Annotated in this window: 18 protein-coding genes; 16 read left to right on the top strand and 2 right to left on the bottom strand. The window is 69.5% G+C overall.

All coding sequences use genetic code 11. The features are described from left to right. Positions 1–62 precede the first annotated feature (62 nt). Positions 63–1,292: a radical SAM family heme chaperone HemW gene (gene hemW, locus ACWDKQ_RS15195; protein ID WP_450139357.1), complete on the top strand. Its 1,230-nt coding sequence runs from the start codon at positions 63–65 to the stop codon at positions 1,290–1,292. Between the two features lie 94 nt (positions 1,293–1,386). Here the strand turns inward: hemW and ACWDKQ_RS15190 are convergent, their stop codons facing one another. Continuing rightward, the gene (locus tag ACWDKQ_RS15190; protein ID WP_450139356.1) at positions 1,387–1,740 is read right to left on the bottom strand and encodes a type II toxin-antitoxin system VapB family antitoxin; all 354 of its coding nucleotides are present in this window, start codon (positions 1,738–1,740) and stop codon (positions 1,387–1,389) included. A 245-nt stretch (positions 1,741–1,985) separates the two neighbouring features. Here ACWDKQ_RS15190 and hrcA point away from each other — a divergent pair, with 245 nt between their 5' ends. From hrcA to ACWDKQ_RS15130, 12 genes are all read left to right on the top strand, one after another. Next, complete coding sequence (gene hrcA, locus ACWDKQ_RS15185; RefSeq protein ID WP_450139380.1) at positions 1,986–3,011, top strand: heat-inducible transcriptional repressor HrcA; 1,026 nt, start codon at positions 1,986–1,988, stop codon at positions 3,009–3,011. 59 nt (positions 3,012–3,070) lie between these two features. Beyond that, a complete protein-coding gene (gene dnaJ / locus ACWDKQ_RS15180) occupies positions 3,071–4,246 on the top strand; it encodes a molecular chaperone DnaJ (RefSeq protein ID WP_450139355.1) in 1,176 nt (391 codons plus the stop codon). 233 nt (positions 4,247–4,479) lie between these two features. After that, a complete protein-coding gene (locus tag ACWDKQ_RS15175) occupies positions 4,480–5,223 on the top strand; it encodes a 16S rRNA (uracil(1498)-N(3))-methyltransferase (RefSeq protein ID WP_450139354.1) in 744 nt (247 codons plus the stop codon). A gap of 418 nt (positions 5,224–5,641) precedes the next feature. Next, positions 5,642–6,007, top strand: coding sequence for a histidine triad nucleotide-binding protein (locus tag ACWDKQ_RS15170; RefSeq protein ID WP_450139353.1), 366 nt, complete (start codon positions 5,642–5,644; stop codon positions 6,005–6,007). 122 nt (positions 6,008–6,129) lie between these two features. Continuing rightward, the gene (locus tag ACWDKQ_RS15165; protein ID WP_450139352.1) at positions 6,130–7,209 is read left to right on the top strand and encodes a PhoH family protein; all 1,080 of its coding nucleotides are present in this window, start codon (positions 6,130–6,132) and stop codon (positions 7,207–7,209) included. Continuing rightward, positions 7,206–7,772, top strand: a complete 567-nt coding sequence (gene ybeY / locus ACWDKQ_RS15160) for an rRNA maturation RNase YbeY (RefSeq protein ID WP_450139351.1) — start codon at positions 7,206–7,208, stop codon at positions 7,770–7,772. Before ACWDKQ_RS15165 ends, ybeY begins: the two co-directional genes overlap by 4 nt. A gap of 17 nt (positions 7,773–7,789) precedes the next feature. Then, positions 7,790–9,112, top strand: a complete 1,323-nt coding sequence (locus tag ACWDKQ_RS15155; protein ID WP_450139379.1) for a hemolysin family protein — start codon at positions 7,790–7,792, stop codon at positions 9,110–9,112. Continuing rightward, the gene (locus ACWDKQ_RS15150) at positions 9,105–9,470 is read left to right on the top strand and encodes a cytidine deaminase (protein ID WP_450139350.1); all 366 of its coding nucleotides are present in this window, start codon (positions 9,105–9,107) and stop codon (positions 9,468–9,470) included. The genes ACWDKQ_RS15155 and ACWDKQ_RS15150 overlap by 8 nt, the downstream gene beginning before the upstream one ends. A gap of 155 nt (positions 9,471–9,625) precedes the next feature. After that, positions 9,626–10,579 (top strand): GTPase Era, encoded by a 954-nt coding sequence (gene era / locus ACWDKQ_RS15145; RefSeq protein WP_450139349.1) that lies wholly within the window; start codon positions 9,626–9,628, stop codon positions 10,577–10,579. A 128-nt stretch (positions 10,580–10,707) separates the two neighbouring features. Next, complete coding sequence (locus ACWDKQ_RS15140) at positions 10,708–11,145, top strand: CD225/dispanin family protein (RefSeq protein WP_450139348.1); 438 nt, start codon at positions 10,708–10,710, stop codon at positions 11,143–11,145. Positions 11,146–11,224: 79 nt separating this feature from the next. Further along, positions 11,225–11,611, top strand: a complete 387-nt coding sequence (locus ACWDKQ_RS15135) for a CD225/dispanin family protein (RefSeq protein ID WP_450139347.1) — start codon at positions 11,225–11,227, stop codon at positions 11,609–11,611. Beyond that, complete coding sequence (locus tag ACWDKQ_RS15130; protein ID WP_450139346.1) at positions 11,608–12,027, top strand: DUF2752 domain-containing protein; 420 nt, start codon at positions 11,608–11,610, stop codon at positions 12,025–12,027. Before ACWDKQ_RS15135 ends, ACWDKQ_RS15130 begins: the two co-directional genes overlap by 4 nt. Here the strand turns inward: ACWDKQ_RS15130 and ACWDKQ_RS15125 are convergent. Further along, positions 12,024–12,386: a DUF4190 domain-containing protein gene (locus ACWDKQ_RS15125; RefSeq protein ID WP_450139345.1), complete on the bottom strand. Its 363-nt coding sequence runs from the start codon at positions 12,384–12,386 to the stop codon at positions 12,024–12,026. The genes ACWDKQ_RS15130 and ACWDKQ_RS15125 overlap by 4 nt on opposite strands. Positions 12,387–12,499: 113 nt before the next feature. Here ACWDKQ_RS15125 and recO point away from each other — a divergent pair, with 113 nt between their 5' ends. From recO to ACWDKQ_RS15110, 3 genes are all read left to right on the top strand, one after another. Continuing rightward, positions 12,500–13,297 (top strand): DNA repair protein RecO, encoded by a 798-nt coding sequence (gene recO / locus ACWDKQ_RS15120; RefSeq protein WP_450139344.1) that lies wholly within the window; start codon positions 12,500–12,502, stop codon positions 13,295–13,297. Positions 13,298–13,363: 66 nt separating this feature from the next. Next, complete coding sequence (locus ACWDKQ_RS15115) at positions 13,364–14,206, top strand: isoprenyl transferase (RefSeq protein WP_450139343.1); 843 nt, start codon at positions 13,364–13,366, stop codon at positions 14,204–14,206. Then, positions 14,206–14,634 (top strand): hypothetical protein, encoded by a 429-nt coding sequence (locus tag ACWDKQ_RS15110; RefSeq protein ID WP_450139342.1) that lies wholly within the window; start codon positions 14,206–14,208, stop codon positions 14,632–14,634. The genes ACWDKQ_RS15115 and ACWDKQ_RS15110 overlap by 1 nt, the downstream gene beginning before the upstream one ends. Positions 14,635–14,848 lie beyond the last annotated feature (214 nt).

Genomic DNA, 14,848 nt, shown 5'->3' with positions numbered 1-14,848 from the left:
GGCAGCGTGCCACGTGCTCACCGACCGGTCCATCCCCATCCGAATGGTGAGACAGTGGTGGAGTGCCTGCTCAACTGCCTGTCGGTGAACCCGCCCCGGCCGACGGAACGCTCCCGCCCGAGGCCCTGACGGGCTTGGGGTCGCGGCCGTTAGGGGTGTACGTCCACGTGCCGTTCTGTGCAACCCGCTGCGGCTACTGCGACTTCAACACCTACACCGCCGATGAGCTGGGCTCATCAGCGAGTTTCGGAAGCTGGCTGGACGGCCTGCGGGCGGAGCTGGAGCTGGGCGCGCGGGTGCTGGCGGCAGGCGATCGGCCGGTGCCGGCGGCGGAGACGGTCTTCGTGGGCGGCGGCACGCCGTCGCTGCTCGGCACAGGTCGGCTGGGCGAGGTGCTGGCGGCGATCCGCGATTCATTCGGGCTCGACGGTGCGGCGGAAATCACCACCGAGTCCAACCCGGAGTCGACGTCGCCGGAGTTCTTCGCCGGGATACGCGAGGCCGGGTTCAACCGGGTTTCGCTCGGCATGCAGTCCGCCGCAGAGCACGTGCTGCGGGTGCTGGAGCGGCGGCACACGCCAGGCCGCGCGGTCGCGGCAGTCGGCGAGGCGCGTGCGGCTGGCTTCGACCACGTCAACCTGGACCTGATCTACGGCACGCCGGGGGAGACCGACGACGACCTGCGGGCGTCGCTGGACGCGGTGCGCTCCGCCGGGGTCGACCACGTCTCGGCGTACGCGCTGATCGTCGAGGACGGCACCGCGATGGCCCGAAAGGTCCGCCGAGGCGAACTCCCGATGCCCGACGACGACGTGCTGGCCGACCGCTACGAACTGATCGACGGCGCGCTCGACGAGGCGGGTTTGGGCTGGTACGAGGTGTCGAACTGGGCGCGGGACGACGCGGCGCGCTGCCGCCACAACCTCGGCTACTGGCAGGGCGGCGACTGGTGGGGTGCCGGCCCGGGCGCGCACAGCCACGTCGGCGGCGTCCGCTGGTGGAACGTCAAGCATCCGGCCCGCTACGCGGCGGTGCTGGCGGCGGGCAACTCCCCGGCGGCGGGGCGAGAGCGCCTCGACGCCGAGGATCAGCGGGTCGAGCGGATCATGCTCCAGCTCCGCCTGGCCACTGGTCTCCCGGTGGACGCGCTGGACGAGCCGGGTCTCCTGGCAGCGAAGCAAGCAGCCGCCGACGGTCTGCTTCAGCCCGAGGGGCTGACGGCGGGCCGTTGCACCCTGACGAACCGGGGTCGCCTCCTCGCCGACGGAGTGGTTCAGCGCCTGATCTCCTGACGCCACGACCTCACTCGGGAGATCTCAACGGAAACTGTGAGCAACCGGCGTGTCGCATCACGACACGCCGCTGGCAGTGGACAACTCCCGCGATTCAATGGAAATCGGAGCTTCGATTCCCATTGAAATCGCGGCCAGACCTGGTCTGAGGTGCCGCGTCCAGGTCGAGGACTCTGGCGTGGAGGACCGTGCGCTGGTGGAGGGCGGCTCGCAGGGCCCGGTGCAGACCGTCCTCCAGGTAGAGCTCGCCGCGCCAGCGGACCACGTGCGGGAACAGGTCCCCGAAGAACGTCGAGTCCGGGCTCAGCAGCCGATCCAGGTGCAGCACCTTCGTCGTGGTGACCAGGTCTTCCATCCGCACCGGGCGCGGCGGCACCTTCGCCCAGTCCCGCAGCGCCATCCGGTGGTCGGGGTACGGCTGACCCTCCCGGACGTCCTTGAAGATCACGGCAGCTGGCACCTCCTGGCGAACGGCGGAACGTGTTGCACGCCGCAGTTGGTCCGCCTGCGGCTACCGCCGCCGGAACCGATCTGCTCCGCTCGATGTACCGGCCGTCGGCCCCGCGGCAGGCTACCGCCGCCCGCCCGTGCGCCTCGGCTCCGGTGCACGAACACCGTAAACTCGATGGTGGTACCCGGGCTGTGCCTGGGATCGAGCCTGAGCGGGGGCCGCTGGAGGTGAAGGAGGTGGCGGTGGTGAACGCGGATGAACGCCGTTTCGAGGTGCTGCGGGCGATCGTGGCCGACTACGTGTCGACCAAGGAGCCGGTGGGTTCGAAGGCGCTCGTCGACCGCCACAACCTCGGGGTGTCCAGTGCCACGGTCCGCAACGACATGGCCGCCCTGGAGGAGGACGGCTTCATCGTCCAGCCGCACACCAGCGCCGGCCGGGTGCCCACCGACAAGGGCTACCGGCTGTTCGTGGACCGGCTGCACGAGGTCAAGCCGCTGACCGAGGCCGAGCGTCGCGCCATCCACAAGTTCCTCGAAGGGGCGCTGGACCTGGACGACGTGATGCGCCGCAGCGTCCGGCTGCTGGCGCAGCTCACCCAGCAGGTCGCCGTGGTGCAGTACCCCACGCTGACCCGATCGACCGTCCGGCACGTCGAGGTCGTCACCATCACCCCGGCGCGGCTGATGCTGGTGCTGATCACCAACACCGGGCGCGTCGACCAGCGGATGGTCGACCTCGGCGACGTGATCACCGACGACGACGTGGCCCGGCTGCGCAACGTGCTCAACGCGTCGATGGCCGAGAAGCGGCTCGCCGACGCCTCCGCCGCGGTGGCCGAGCTGCCCGACCAGGCTCCGGCGGAGCTGCGCGACTCGCTGATCCGGGTGTGCAGCGTGCTCATCGAGTCGCTGGTGGAGCACCCGGAGGAGCGGATGCTGCTGGGCGGTACGCCCAATCTGACCCGCAACGTCGCCGACTTCCCCAACTCGCTGCGCCAGGTCATGGAGGCGCTCGAAGAGCAGGTCGTGGTGCTCAAGCTGCTCGCGGCGGCTCGCGATTCGGGCACCGTGCGGGTCAGCATCGGGATGGAGAACGAAGCCAAGGAGATGCAGACGACCTCGGTGATTTCCACCGGATACGGTTCGGATGGCATGGTACTGGGTGGCCTGGGAGTTGTCGGGCCGACTCGCATGGACTACCCAGGCACCATGGCGGCTGTGCGGGCCGTAGCCGCGTACGTGAGTGAAATCCTGGTCGGTCGGTGACGGTTCACCGCGCCCGACCGGCGTGTACTCGTTGATCGAGCAGAGAAAGTACGGAGAAGGTGGCCAGGGACTACTACGCGACCCTCGGGGTGGCCAGGGAAGCGACACCCGAGCAGATCAAGCGGGCGTACCGCAAGCTCGCACGAGAACTGCACCCGGACGTCAACCCCGATGAGGCCGCGCAGGAGCGGTTTCGCGAGGTGACGACCGCCTACGAGGTGCTCTCCGACCCGAAGAAGCGGCAGGTGGTCGACCTCGGCGGCGACCCGCTGTCCAACGGCGGCGGCGCCGGCGGTGGCATGGGCGACCCGTTCGCGGGCTTCGGCGGTCTGGGCGACATCATGGACGCCTTCTTCGGCGGCGGCGGCGCCAGCGGCGGCGGGCGGGGCCCGCGTAGCCGCGTCCAGCCGGGCTCCGACGCGTTGCTCCGGCTAGAGCTGACGCTGGAGGAGTGCGCCAGCGGCGTGAACCGGGACATCACCGTCGACACCGCGGTGCTCTGCGACTCTTGCGATGGGGGCGGATCCCGCGTCGGCAGCGCCCCGTCGACCTGCGACACCTGCGGTGGACGCGGCGAGGTGCAGTCCGTGCAGCGGTCGTTCCTGGGGCAGGTCATGACGTCCCGGCCGTGCCCGGTCTGCCGCGGTTTCGGCGAGGTCATCACCGATCCGTGCCAGCAGTGCGGCGGCGACGGCCGGGTCCGCGCGCGGCGCACCATCACCGTCAAGATCCCGGCCGGTGTCGGCGACGGAATGCGGGTGCGGCTGGCCGGCGAAGGCGAGGTCGGGCCCGGCGGGGGGCCGGCCGGTGACCTGTTCGTCGAGGTCGAGGAGCTTCTACACGAGCGGTTCACCCGCGACGGCGCGGACCTGCACTGCACCGTCGAGCTGCCGATGACGGCCGCGGCGCTGGGCACCATGCTCGTCCTGGAAACCCTCGACGGCGGCCAGGAGGAGCTGACGGTCGAGCCCGGCACTCAGCCCGGCACCGAGCACGTGCTCACCGGTCGGGGCCTGCCCAAGCTGCGGTCCAACGGCAAGGTCAACGGCCACGGCGACCTGTACGTGCACCTCGACGTCGTGGTGCCGACTCGGCTCGACGACTCGCAGTCCGACCTGCTGCGCCAGCTCGCCGCACTGCGCGGCGAGGAGCAGCCGGAACCGACGGTGACCGCCAACGGCAACGGCAACCGGCACGGGCTGTTCTCGCGCTTCCGTTCCTTCGGCCACCGCTGAACTAAAAGAGTGTTTCAAAGTGGTTTGCGCGGCGGTGCGGGCAGCGGAACCTCGGAGGCCTTCTCGCTGCGGGATCCCCGACTCATGAATGCCGATTCAGCACGTCGGGGTGTCCTCGCTGGGAGAACCCCAGAGGGGCGGACACCTTTGAACTCGCGACGGTGCCGATTGAGTCCCGCACCGCATGCGGCTACCGCGGCATGCGAAGAACAGACTGAACGGTAAGGCGGGACATGTCCGAATCCTCGCTGCCGGTGTTCTCCGTCGAGCGGCTGCCCGCTGTCGGCGCGGCCACCCTGAACGGCCCGGAGGGCAAGCACGCGGCCACCGTCCGCCGCCTGCGCGTCGGCGAGCAGCTGCTGCTCTCGGACGGGCTGGGTGGTTTGGCGCGCTGTGAAGTGGCGGCCGCTGCGAAGGATTCGCTGCAGCTCGCCGTCTCGGAGACCTGGCACGTCCCGCAGCCCGGACTGCGGGTGCGCCTGGCGCAGGCGCTGGTCAAGGGCGACCGCGGGGAGCTCGCGGTGGAGCTGGCGACCGAGGCGGGCGTGGACGCGGTGGTGCCGTGGCGCGCCGCCCGGTGCGTGGCGAAGTGGGACGACGGCCCCCGCGGCGCGAAGGCGCTGGCGCGGTGGCGGAGCACGGCCGCTCAGGCGGCGAAGCAGGCGCGGCGGGCGTGGACGCCGCCGGTGGACGAGCCGGTGAGCACCAAGCAGCTGGCGGCGCTGGTCCGCGGTGCCGACGCGGCGCTGGTGCTGCACGAATCGGCGACCACGCCGCTGTCGTCGGTGGATCTGCCCGCGACCGGCGAACTCGTCCTGGTCGTCGGCCCGGAGGGCGGCGTGACCAGCGATGAGCTCGCGGCGCTGGTCGAAGCGGGGGCGAACGTCGTCCGCCTGGGCCCGACCGTCCTGCGCGCCTCGACAGCCGCCGCGGTCGCCCTCGGCGCCCTCGGCGTTCGCACCGACCGCTGGGCCTGAACGACCCGATCTCACGACTGGGTGACTGGTGATCTCATTCGAAATCGGCGCAGTTACGCGCAAGGTGGTCACATACCGCTAAGAAGATCAAATACTTCGGTCGATCCGTAGCGCGAACGGCTGATTCAGCGATACGCTCGGTTTGCGAAAGATCGCGGCGGGGTTTCGCCGCAACCGGTGCCGCACGGGGCATCGGACCCCAGCACTCGTCGGACACCTCCCCCCTCGGTCCGGCGAGAGCTGCGCCGCAAACGGGACAACCCCCAGACCCGATTGCGGCGCAGCGTGCCGGGCATGCGACCGGCTTGCGGTGATCGAGCCGCATCGAGTCGGAGATCCCGGAGTCCAGGCGGCGTCTGCGATTGCGCTACCCGCACCGCTTCGCAAGATGAACCGTGAAACCTCTAATCTTCCGGGCATGAGCGACATGGACTCCCTGTTCCTGCGGATCATCGCGCGCGAGGTCCCGGCCGACGTGGTGCGCGAGAACGACCGGGTCATCGCGATCCGCGACATAAACCCCCAGGCCCCGACCCACGTGCTCGTCGTGCCGAAGAAGCGATACCGCAACGTCGGCGAGCTCGCCGCCGCCGACCCGGAACTGCTGGCAGAGCTGATCACCGTCGCCCGCGAGATCGCCGAGCAGGAAGGCATCGCCGAATCGGGTTACCGGCTGCTGTTCAACACCAACGCCGACGCCGGGCAGACGATCTTCCACGTGCACCTGCACCTGCTCGGCGGCGAACCGCTCGGTGGACTAACCGGCGGCCCGCTCAAGGGCTGATCTCGGCATCGACGAGGTGGCGGTGACGGCGGCAATCTGATTGCCGGGTGGACTACCATCGACGCCAGGGAGAACTGACCGAACAACCCGCGCGAACGCGCAGAAAGCAGGCCCGAACACACGTGGCCGGTATTGCAGCGGGTGGAGCCGCCGCCCAGTCCGGAGAGCACCCCCAGACCGCAGCGCAGCAGGCAACAGCGCAGTCGAAGGTGACCGTTCCCGACAACGTCGTGCTGACGCTGGTCGGATCCAGGGACGAGAACCTCCGGGTCGTGGAGGATTTGCTCACCGCCGATGTCCATGTCCGGGGCAACGAGGTGACGCTGTCCGGGGATCCCGCAGAGGTCGCGTTCGCCGAACGGCTGTTCGCCGAGCTGATAGCGCTGATCGCCAAGGGCAGCCCGCTCACGCCGGACATCGTCCGCCGCAGCGTCGCGATGCTCTCGGCCGACCACAACGAGTCGCCGGCCGACGTGCTCAGCCTCGACATCGTGTCCCGGCGCGGCCGGACGATCCGCCCCAAGACCCTCAACCAGAAGCGCTACGTCGACGCCATCGACCACCACACCGTGGTGTTCGGCATCGGCCCCGCCGGTACCGGCAAGACGTACCTTGCGATGGCCAAGGCGGTACAGGCGCTGCAGGCCAAGCAGGTCAACCGGATCATCCTCACCCGCCCCGCCGTCGAGGCGGGCGAGCGGCTCGGGTTCCTGCCGGGCACCCTCTACGAGAAGATCGACCCCTACCTGCGGCCGCTGTACGACGCGCTGCACGACATGGTCGACCCGGAATCGGTGCCGCGGCTGACGCAGGCGGGCACGATCGAGATCGCGCCGCTGGCTTACATGCGCGGACGCACCCTCAACGACGCGTTCATCATCCTCGACGAGGCGCAGAACACCACGCCCGAGCAGATGAAGATGTTCCTGACCAGGCTGGGCTTCGGCTCCAAGATCGTGGTGACCGGGGACGTCACGCAGATCGACCTGCCCGGCGGGCAGCGCAGCGGTCTGAAGATCGTGCAGCAGATCCTGGACGGCGTCGACGACGTGCACTTCGCCCTGCTGGACAGCCACGACGTGGTGCGGCACCGGCTGGTCACCGACATCGTCAACGCCTACGACCGCTGGCACGCTCTGGAGGACGCCGACCACCAGGACCGGTCGGATCGGCGAAACGGGCATCGACGGGGACGCGCATGAGCATCGAGATCGCCAACGAATCCGGCGTCGAAGTGCCCGAGGCGACCATCGTCTCGGTCGCCCGCTTCGCGCTGGACAAAATGAGCGTCAGCCAGCTCGCGGAGCTGTCCATCGTGCTGGTGGAGCTCGACGTGATGGCCGACCTGCACGAGCGGTGGATGGACCTGCCCGGTCCCACCGACGTGATGTCGTTCCCGATGGACGAATACGACTCGGCCCGCCGTCCCGACTCCGCCGGCTCCGGACCGGCGCTGCTGGGCGACATCGTGCTCTGCCCGGCGTTCGCCAAGGACCAGGCCCGCAAGGCCGGGCACAGCCTGCTGGACGAGTTGCACCTGCTCACCGTGCACGGCGTGCTCCACCTGCTCGGCTACGACCACGCCGAGCCGGAGGAGGAGCGGGAGATGTTCGGCCTGCAGAACCGCATCCTTGCCGAGTACCGCGAAGCCCGCGACGAGGCCGAGCGGGTGGCCGCGCAGCGCAGCGCGGACGCCAGGGTGCTGGGTGCCGTCGGGCTGGACGAGCCGGAGCCGCCGCAGGGCGGCCCGGCCGCCACCAACTAGGGGAGTCGGCGGTGGCCGTGACCGGTTCCACTGCGTTCCTGATCATCGTGGTGCTGCTGGTGCTGGCGGCCGGGGTCTTCGCGGCCTCCGAGTCCGCCATCGCCGTGGCTTCCCGGGCCCGCGTCGACGAGCTGGTCCGCGAGGGGCGCGGCGGCGCCAAGCAGCTCGCGCAGCTGCTCGCGGACCGGCCCCGGCACGTCAACCTGCTGCTGTTGCTGCGGCTTGCGTGCGAGATGGGCGCCACGGTGCTGGTCACCGTGGTCGCCATCCGGATGGCCAACTCCGAGGCCTGGGCGGTGGTGATCGCAGGGCTGATCATGCTGGTGGCGTCCTACGTGCTGGTCGGCGTCGGCCCGCGCACCCTCGGTCGGCAGCACCCCTACGGCATCGGGCTCAAGGTGGCCGCGCCGGTGCGGGTGCTGGCCAGGCTGCTCAACCCGCTGACGAGGCTGCTGATCCTGATCGGGAACATGATCACCCCCGGCAAGGGCTTCCGGGAGGGCCCGTTCTCCACCGAGGTGGAGCTGCGCGAACTGGTCGACCTCGCCGGCGAGCGCGGCGTGGTGGCTGCGGGCGAGCGGGAGATGATCCACTCAGTCTTCGAGCTCGGCGACACCCTCGCCCGCGAGGTGATGGTGCCGCGCACCGAGATCATCTGGATCGAACAGACCAAGTCCGCCCGGCAGGCGCTGGCGCTGTGCTTGCGCTCCGGGTTCTCCCGCGTCCCGGTGATCGGCGAGAGCGTCGACGACATCGTCGGTGTGGTGACCCTCAAAGACCTGACCCGCGCCGTGCTGGACGCCCGCGACGAGGCCGGTCCGGCGGTGGCGGAGCTGATGCGCCCGGCGAGCTTCGTGCCGGACACCAAGCGGTTGGACGAGCTGCTCGGCGAGATGCAGCTGTCCCGCAGCCACCTGGCCATCGCGGTCGACGAGTACGGCGGTACCGCCGGGCTGCTGACCATCGAGGACATCATCGAGGAGATCGTCGGCGAGATCACCGACGAGTCCGACCTGGAGGAGCACCGCCCAGTCGAGCGGCTCGACGACGGCACCATCCGGGTCAGTTCGCGGCTGCCGGTCGAAGACCTCGGCGAGCTGTTCGGCGTGGGGCTCGACGACTCCGACGTGGAGACGGTCGGAGGGCTGCTGGCGCAGCGCCTCGGCCGGGTGCCGCTGCCCGGGGCGGAGACGGAGATCGCCGGGCTGCGGCTGCGTGCCGAGGGCGGCAAGGACCACCGCGGGCGGATTCGCATCAACGCGCTGCTCGTCCGGCCGGTGAACGCAGATCAAGCACCGCTTCGCGGTGCCGACCAGGAGGGAAGCAACGCCCGTGGCTGAGCACGTCGAATCGGTGGCCCCGCAGGAGATCGACCCGGAGGACGGCAAGATCGTCACGCTCGCGCGGTCGTCCCGGGCCCGCACCGGAGCGGCCGAGGGAGCAGCGGTGCGCGACACCGACGGCCGGACCTACGCGGCGTGCACGGTCGCCCTCCCGTCCCTGCGGCTGACGGCCCTGCAGGCGGCGGTGGCGGCTGCGGTCGCCAGCGGCGCCGAGGGGCTGGAGGCGGCTGCGGTCGTCACCGACGCCGACTCCATCGACGCCGACTCCGCGGCTGCGGTCCGCGACCTCACCAGCACCGTGACGATCCTCCGCGCGGACGCCACGGGCACCGTCGCAGGCGTTATCCAGGCGTAACCCAGCCCCGGGTCGCGCGACCGCCTTCGGCGTGTCGTTCCCCGACACGCCGAAGACGGTCGACAACTTCCGCAATTTCAATTGGAAATCGGACCTCTGATTTTCATCGAACTTGCGCCACCGGGTGCCTTCCCGGTTTCAGGTACCCGGGTCGGATGCCCACTGTGCTGCGGCCAGGGCGGGCCGGTCACAATGGTGCGGTGACCAGCTCCGCAGATGTGCACCGCTCCGGATTCGCCTGCTTCGTCGGCCGCCCCAACGCGGGGAAGTCGACGCTGACGAACCGCCTGGTCGGCTCGAAGGTGGCGATCACCTCGAGCAAGCCGCAGACCACCCGGCACGCCATCCGCGGCATCGTGCACCGCCCCGACGCGCAGCTGATCATCGTGGACACCCCCGGCCTGCACCGGCCACGCACGCTCCTCGGGCGGCGGCTCAACGACCTGGTTTACGAGACGTGGTCCGAAGTGGACGTGGTGGGGTTGTGCGTGCCCGCCGACCAGAAGGTGGGCCCAGGGGACCGGTTCATCGCCGAGCAGCTCAAGAAGGTGGCGCGCCGCACCCCAGTGCTGGGCATCGTCACCAAGACGGACCTGGTCGGCAAGGACCAGGTGGCGCAGCAGTTGCTCGACCTGCAGCAGGTGATGGAGTTCGCCGACCTGGTGCCGGTGTCCGCAGTGGACTCCTTCCAGGTGGACGTGCTGGCCGATCTGCTGGTCGGAAAGCTGCCGGAGGGTCCGCAGCTCTACCCGGACGGCGAGCTGACCGACGAACCGGAGACGACGCTCATCGCCGAGCTGATCCGGGAGGCGGCGCTGGAGGGGGTGCGTGACGAACTGCCGCACTCGCTGGCCGTGACCATCGAGGAGATGATCCCCCGCGAAGACCGCGACGACCTGATCGACGTGCACGCGGTGCTCTACGTCGAGCGCTCCAGCCAGAAGTCGATCGTCATCGGCCGCGGCGGGGAGCGGCTGCGTGCCGTCGGCACCCAGGCGCGCAAGCACATCCAGGCGCTGCTGGGCACCAAGATCTACCTCGATCTTCACGTGAAAGTCGCCAAGGATTGGCAACGCGACCCGAAGCAGCTGCGCAAACTGGGGTTCTGATCACAACTTCGCGGCGGATTCCCGGGAACCGGCCAAAATGCGTGCGCGTCTCAGGTACGTTGCTGCCCGGTCTTTGCGCACGGCAAGGACGCACCGGCTTCTCTTGTTGACCATTAAAAGGAAAAATCGTGACTAATCCCTATGGCGGCCCGCCCTCGGGGCCCAACCCGCAGCAGCCGTACGGCCAGCAGCCGGGCGGATACGGTCCGCCGTCGGGCCCGATGCCGCAGCAGCCCTACGGTCAGCCCGACCCGTACGGTCAGGCGAACCCCTACGCGCCGCAGCCCGGCATGGGTGGTGCGCCGCCGAACAACAACATCGGCTGGGGCATCGGTTCGATCTTCCTGTGCTGGCCCTTCGCGATCCCGTCCCTGATCAAGGCCACCTCGGTGCAGAACCTGTGGGCCCAAGGCCAGTACGCGCAGGCCCAGGCGGCCGCGGACGACGCCAAGAAGTGGGGCAAGATCGGGATCATCGCCGGTGCCGCCTGGTGGGTCCTGATCATCCTGATCTACGTGATCTTCTTCGTGATCATCGCCGCCTCGGTGAGCTCCTCCTCCTACTGAGTCCGACTGATCAAAATCGTGTGGTTGCGGCCGGCCGGGCGCTGGCCGCAACGGCATGCTCGAGTCCCCAGGTGAGGCCATGACCGAACCGTCCGACCTCCCCGGCCTGCCGGCGCAGCAGCCGCCAACGCCACCGCCGCCGCCTCAGCCGGGGCCGGGACCCTACGCGGCGCAGTTTGGATACGCCCCGGTGCCCGTGAACAACAACCTGGGGTGGGCCATCGGCGGCATCCTCGTGTGCTGGCCCTTCGGGATCCCGGCGCTGATCAAATCGCTGGCGGTCAACTCGTTGTGGGCCCAGGGCCAGTTCGGCCAGGCTCAGCTGGCCGCGGACGAAGCCAAGAAGTGGGGCAAGATCGGCATCATCGTGGGTGCCAGCGCCTACGGACTGCTGATCCTCGCCTACGTCGTCTTCTTCATCGTGTACGCCGTCCTCATCGGCAGTCTGGTAGCAACGACGCGATGACCGCGACGCGGCTGCGCGCCATGCTGTTCCCGGTGGCGACGGTGCTCGTCGGCTGCGCGGCGGCCGGTGTTGTGCTGGCCGCCGATCCGACGTCCGACGCGGGTTTCCCGCTGCCGCCGTGCCCGGTCAAGTGGCTGACCGGGCTCGACTGCCCCGGCTGCGGCGCGACGCGCATGTTCTACAGCCTGCTGCACGGTGACGTGTCGTCGGCGCTGCACTACAACGCGGCGCTGATCGCGTTCATCCCGTTCTTCCTGTGGACCTGGGGCGCTTGGGTGCTGGGCCGCTGGCAGGGGCGGCGCATCCCGACCTGGGAGCAGTGGCGTTGGTCCCCGATGGTGGGGCTGGTCCTGATCGCCGTCTGGGCAGTGATCAGGAACCTGCCGTTCCCGCCGTTCACAGCGCTCTACGTCTAGTCATCGAACGAGCTCTGCAGACCGCTGCCGAGTACACCGGTCGCGGCCAGGATCATGAAGGTGATGAACAGCACCCAGAGCGCGGGCACGACCCACCCGACGATGATGCCCGTCAGCGCCATGGCGCGGTTGGTGTAGGCCTGCGGATTCCGATTGATCTCGCGCATTGAGACGTGGCCCAGGATCGCACCGACCGGCCCGATGAGGATCGCGCCGTAGCAGGTGAAGATCGCCGCCAGCGAAACGCACATCGAGGCGATGGCCATGCCGTTGTTGCGCGGCATCATCGGATAACCCGGCCCGACGACGATCGGTACCTGCTGCTGGTACGGGTTCTGCGGGTCGTGCGGGTAGGTCATCTCTTCCTCTCAGCGATTGACGGCACACCTGGGACGTTCCAGGACGCGAGCCGGATCCCTCGAATCTCCGCCTTCGCGGCGGGGAACCCGCACGAAGGTGCGACGATGGGGAGGTGAGCCTCTACCGGGATACCGCGGTCGTGCTGCGGGTGCAGAAGCTGGGCGAGGCAGACCGGATCATAACCCTGCTCACCCGGCGGTACGGGAAAGTCAGGGCTGTTGCCAAAGGCGTGCGCCGGACGACGTCGCGCTTCGGCGCGCGGGTCGAGCCGTTCTGCCACGTCGACGTGCAGCTCTACACCGGTCGTACGCTCGACGTGATCACCCAGGTGCAGACCGTGGACGCGTTCGGCGTGCACATCGTCGATGACTACCAGCGCTACACCGCGGCTTGCGCCGTGCTGGAGACCGTCGACCGGCTGGCCGCCGAGGAAGGCGAGCCGGTGTTGCGGCTCTACCTGCTCGCCATCGGCGCGCTGCGTGCGCTGGCCGGGCGGGAACGTGATCCCTCGCAGGTGCTGGACGCCTTCTTGCTCCGCGCGATGTCCTTCGCGGGCTGGGCGCCGGCGCTCGCCGAGTGCGCGCGCTGCGGTGAAGTGGGCCCGCACGCCGCGTTCAACGTGCAGGCCGGCGGCGCGGTGTGCGTCCGGTGCCGGCCGGCCGGTTCGGTGCGGCCCTCGGTGCAAACCTTGCCGCTGATGGAATGCCTGCTGCACGGTGACTGGCCGTCCGCGGAGACCGCCTCGAACTCGGTCCGCAGGGAGGCCAGCGGCCTGATCGCGGCGCACCTGCAGTGGCACATGGAACGGCAGTTGCGGTCGTTGCCGCTGGTCGAGCGGACGGTGCCGGAGCTGATCCAGGAGCGCGCGGCCGATGCCGCGCTGGTCGCCGCCGCCGACGACGGGCGCTGAACCGATGACCGACCGGGGCGAGGACAATGAGCACGCACGCCCAGCAGTCCGAAGGAGAACCCAGTTATGTTGCGACGCCGTGGGCGGGGCAAGGACGACCTGACCGTGCGGACGCCGGAATCGCACGCCTCCGGCGCGAAGCCGCCGGCGTTGCCACCGGAATTCGTGCCCAAGCACGTCGCTATCGTGATGGACGGCAACGGTCGCTGGGCCAACGAGCGCGGGCTGCCGCGCATCGAGGGGCACAAGCGCGGCGAGGCGGTCGTGCTGGAGCTGGCCAGGGGCGCGATCGAGATAGGCGTCAAGTGGCTGTCGCTGTACGCCTTCTCCACCGAGAACTGGAAGCGCAGCCCGGACGAGGTCCGGTTCCTGATGGGGTTCAACCGCGATGTGATCCGGCGACGCGTCGACGAACTCGACGAGATGGGCGTGCGGGTGCGCTGGGCGGGCCGCAAGCCGCGGCTGTGGCGCAGCGTGGTGAACGAGCTGCAGGCCGCGGAGGTCCGCACCCAGCACAACGAGGTCATGAACCTGACCATGTGCGTCAACTACGGCGGCCGGGCCGAGATCGGCGATGCCGCGCGAGAGATCGCCAAGTTGGCGGCGGCGGGCCAGATCAACCCGGACCGGGTGGACGAGCGCACCGTCGCCCGCTACCTGTACCAGCCGGAGATGCCGGACGTGGACCTGTTCATCCGGCCGTCAGGTGAGCAGCGAACCTCGAACTTCATGCTCTGGCAGTCCGCCTACGCGGAGCTCGTCTTCCAGGACACCCTGTTCCCCGACGTGGACCGCCGGCACCTGTGGAACGCGTGCGAGGTGTACGCGCGCCGGGACCGGCGGTTCGGCGCAGCCATCGATAGGGCGGCGGCCGGTGCGCCCGCCGATGTCGCCCGGGAGGGCAATTGATGACCCAGGAAGCCGCAGCCACCGCCCGGTTGTTGACCTCAGCGAAGGAAGCGCTGGAGAACTACCACGACGTGCACGTCGACGACGACGGCGCGCTCACCTTCCGACACTCCGACGTACCGTGCGCAGTGCAAGCGATGCAGCTCGCCGAGGGGCTGACGGTGCTGAGCCTGACCTGCGTGGTCGCCTGGGACCTGCCGCCCACCGACGAGCTCGCGCAGTCTGTCGCGGAACGCGCGGGCCAGGGACTGTTCGGCACGCTCGGGGTGGTCCGCACCGAGCGCGGCATGGACGTGACCCTGCGCTACGCCTTCCCGGCGGAGGGGATGGCGGCGACGCCGCTGGGCACCCTGCTGATGCTGGTAGTCGCGACGGCGTCCCAACTGCGCACCGAGCTGCTGACCGAATCCGAGGGCACCACCAACTAGCCCACGGACCGGGGTTGGGCCGCAATTTTAATGGGCATCGGGTCTTCGATTCCCATTAAAATTGCGGGTCGTCGCGGAGCCGAGGGACGCGTCGGCGTGTCGGTCCGGCGGCAAGCACGCCGCTTGAGCAGGGGCGATGGTGTCGGTGCCGGGATTCGCGGGGGTGGTTTCGCCCCCTAGTGCGAACGATTATCAGTTCGAACTGGCACGATGG

The sequence above is a fragment of the Saccharopolyspora sp. NPDC000995 genome, assembly GCF_053599315.1.
The sequence above is the reverse complement of the archived record's forward strand: the minus strand, read 5'-3'. Positions and strand labels throughout refer to the sequence as shown.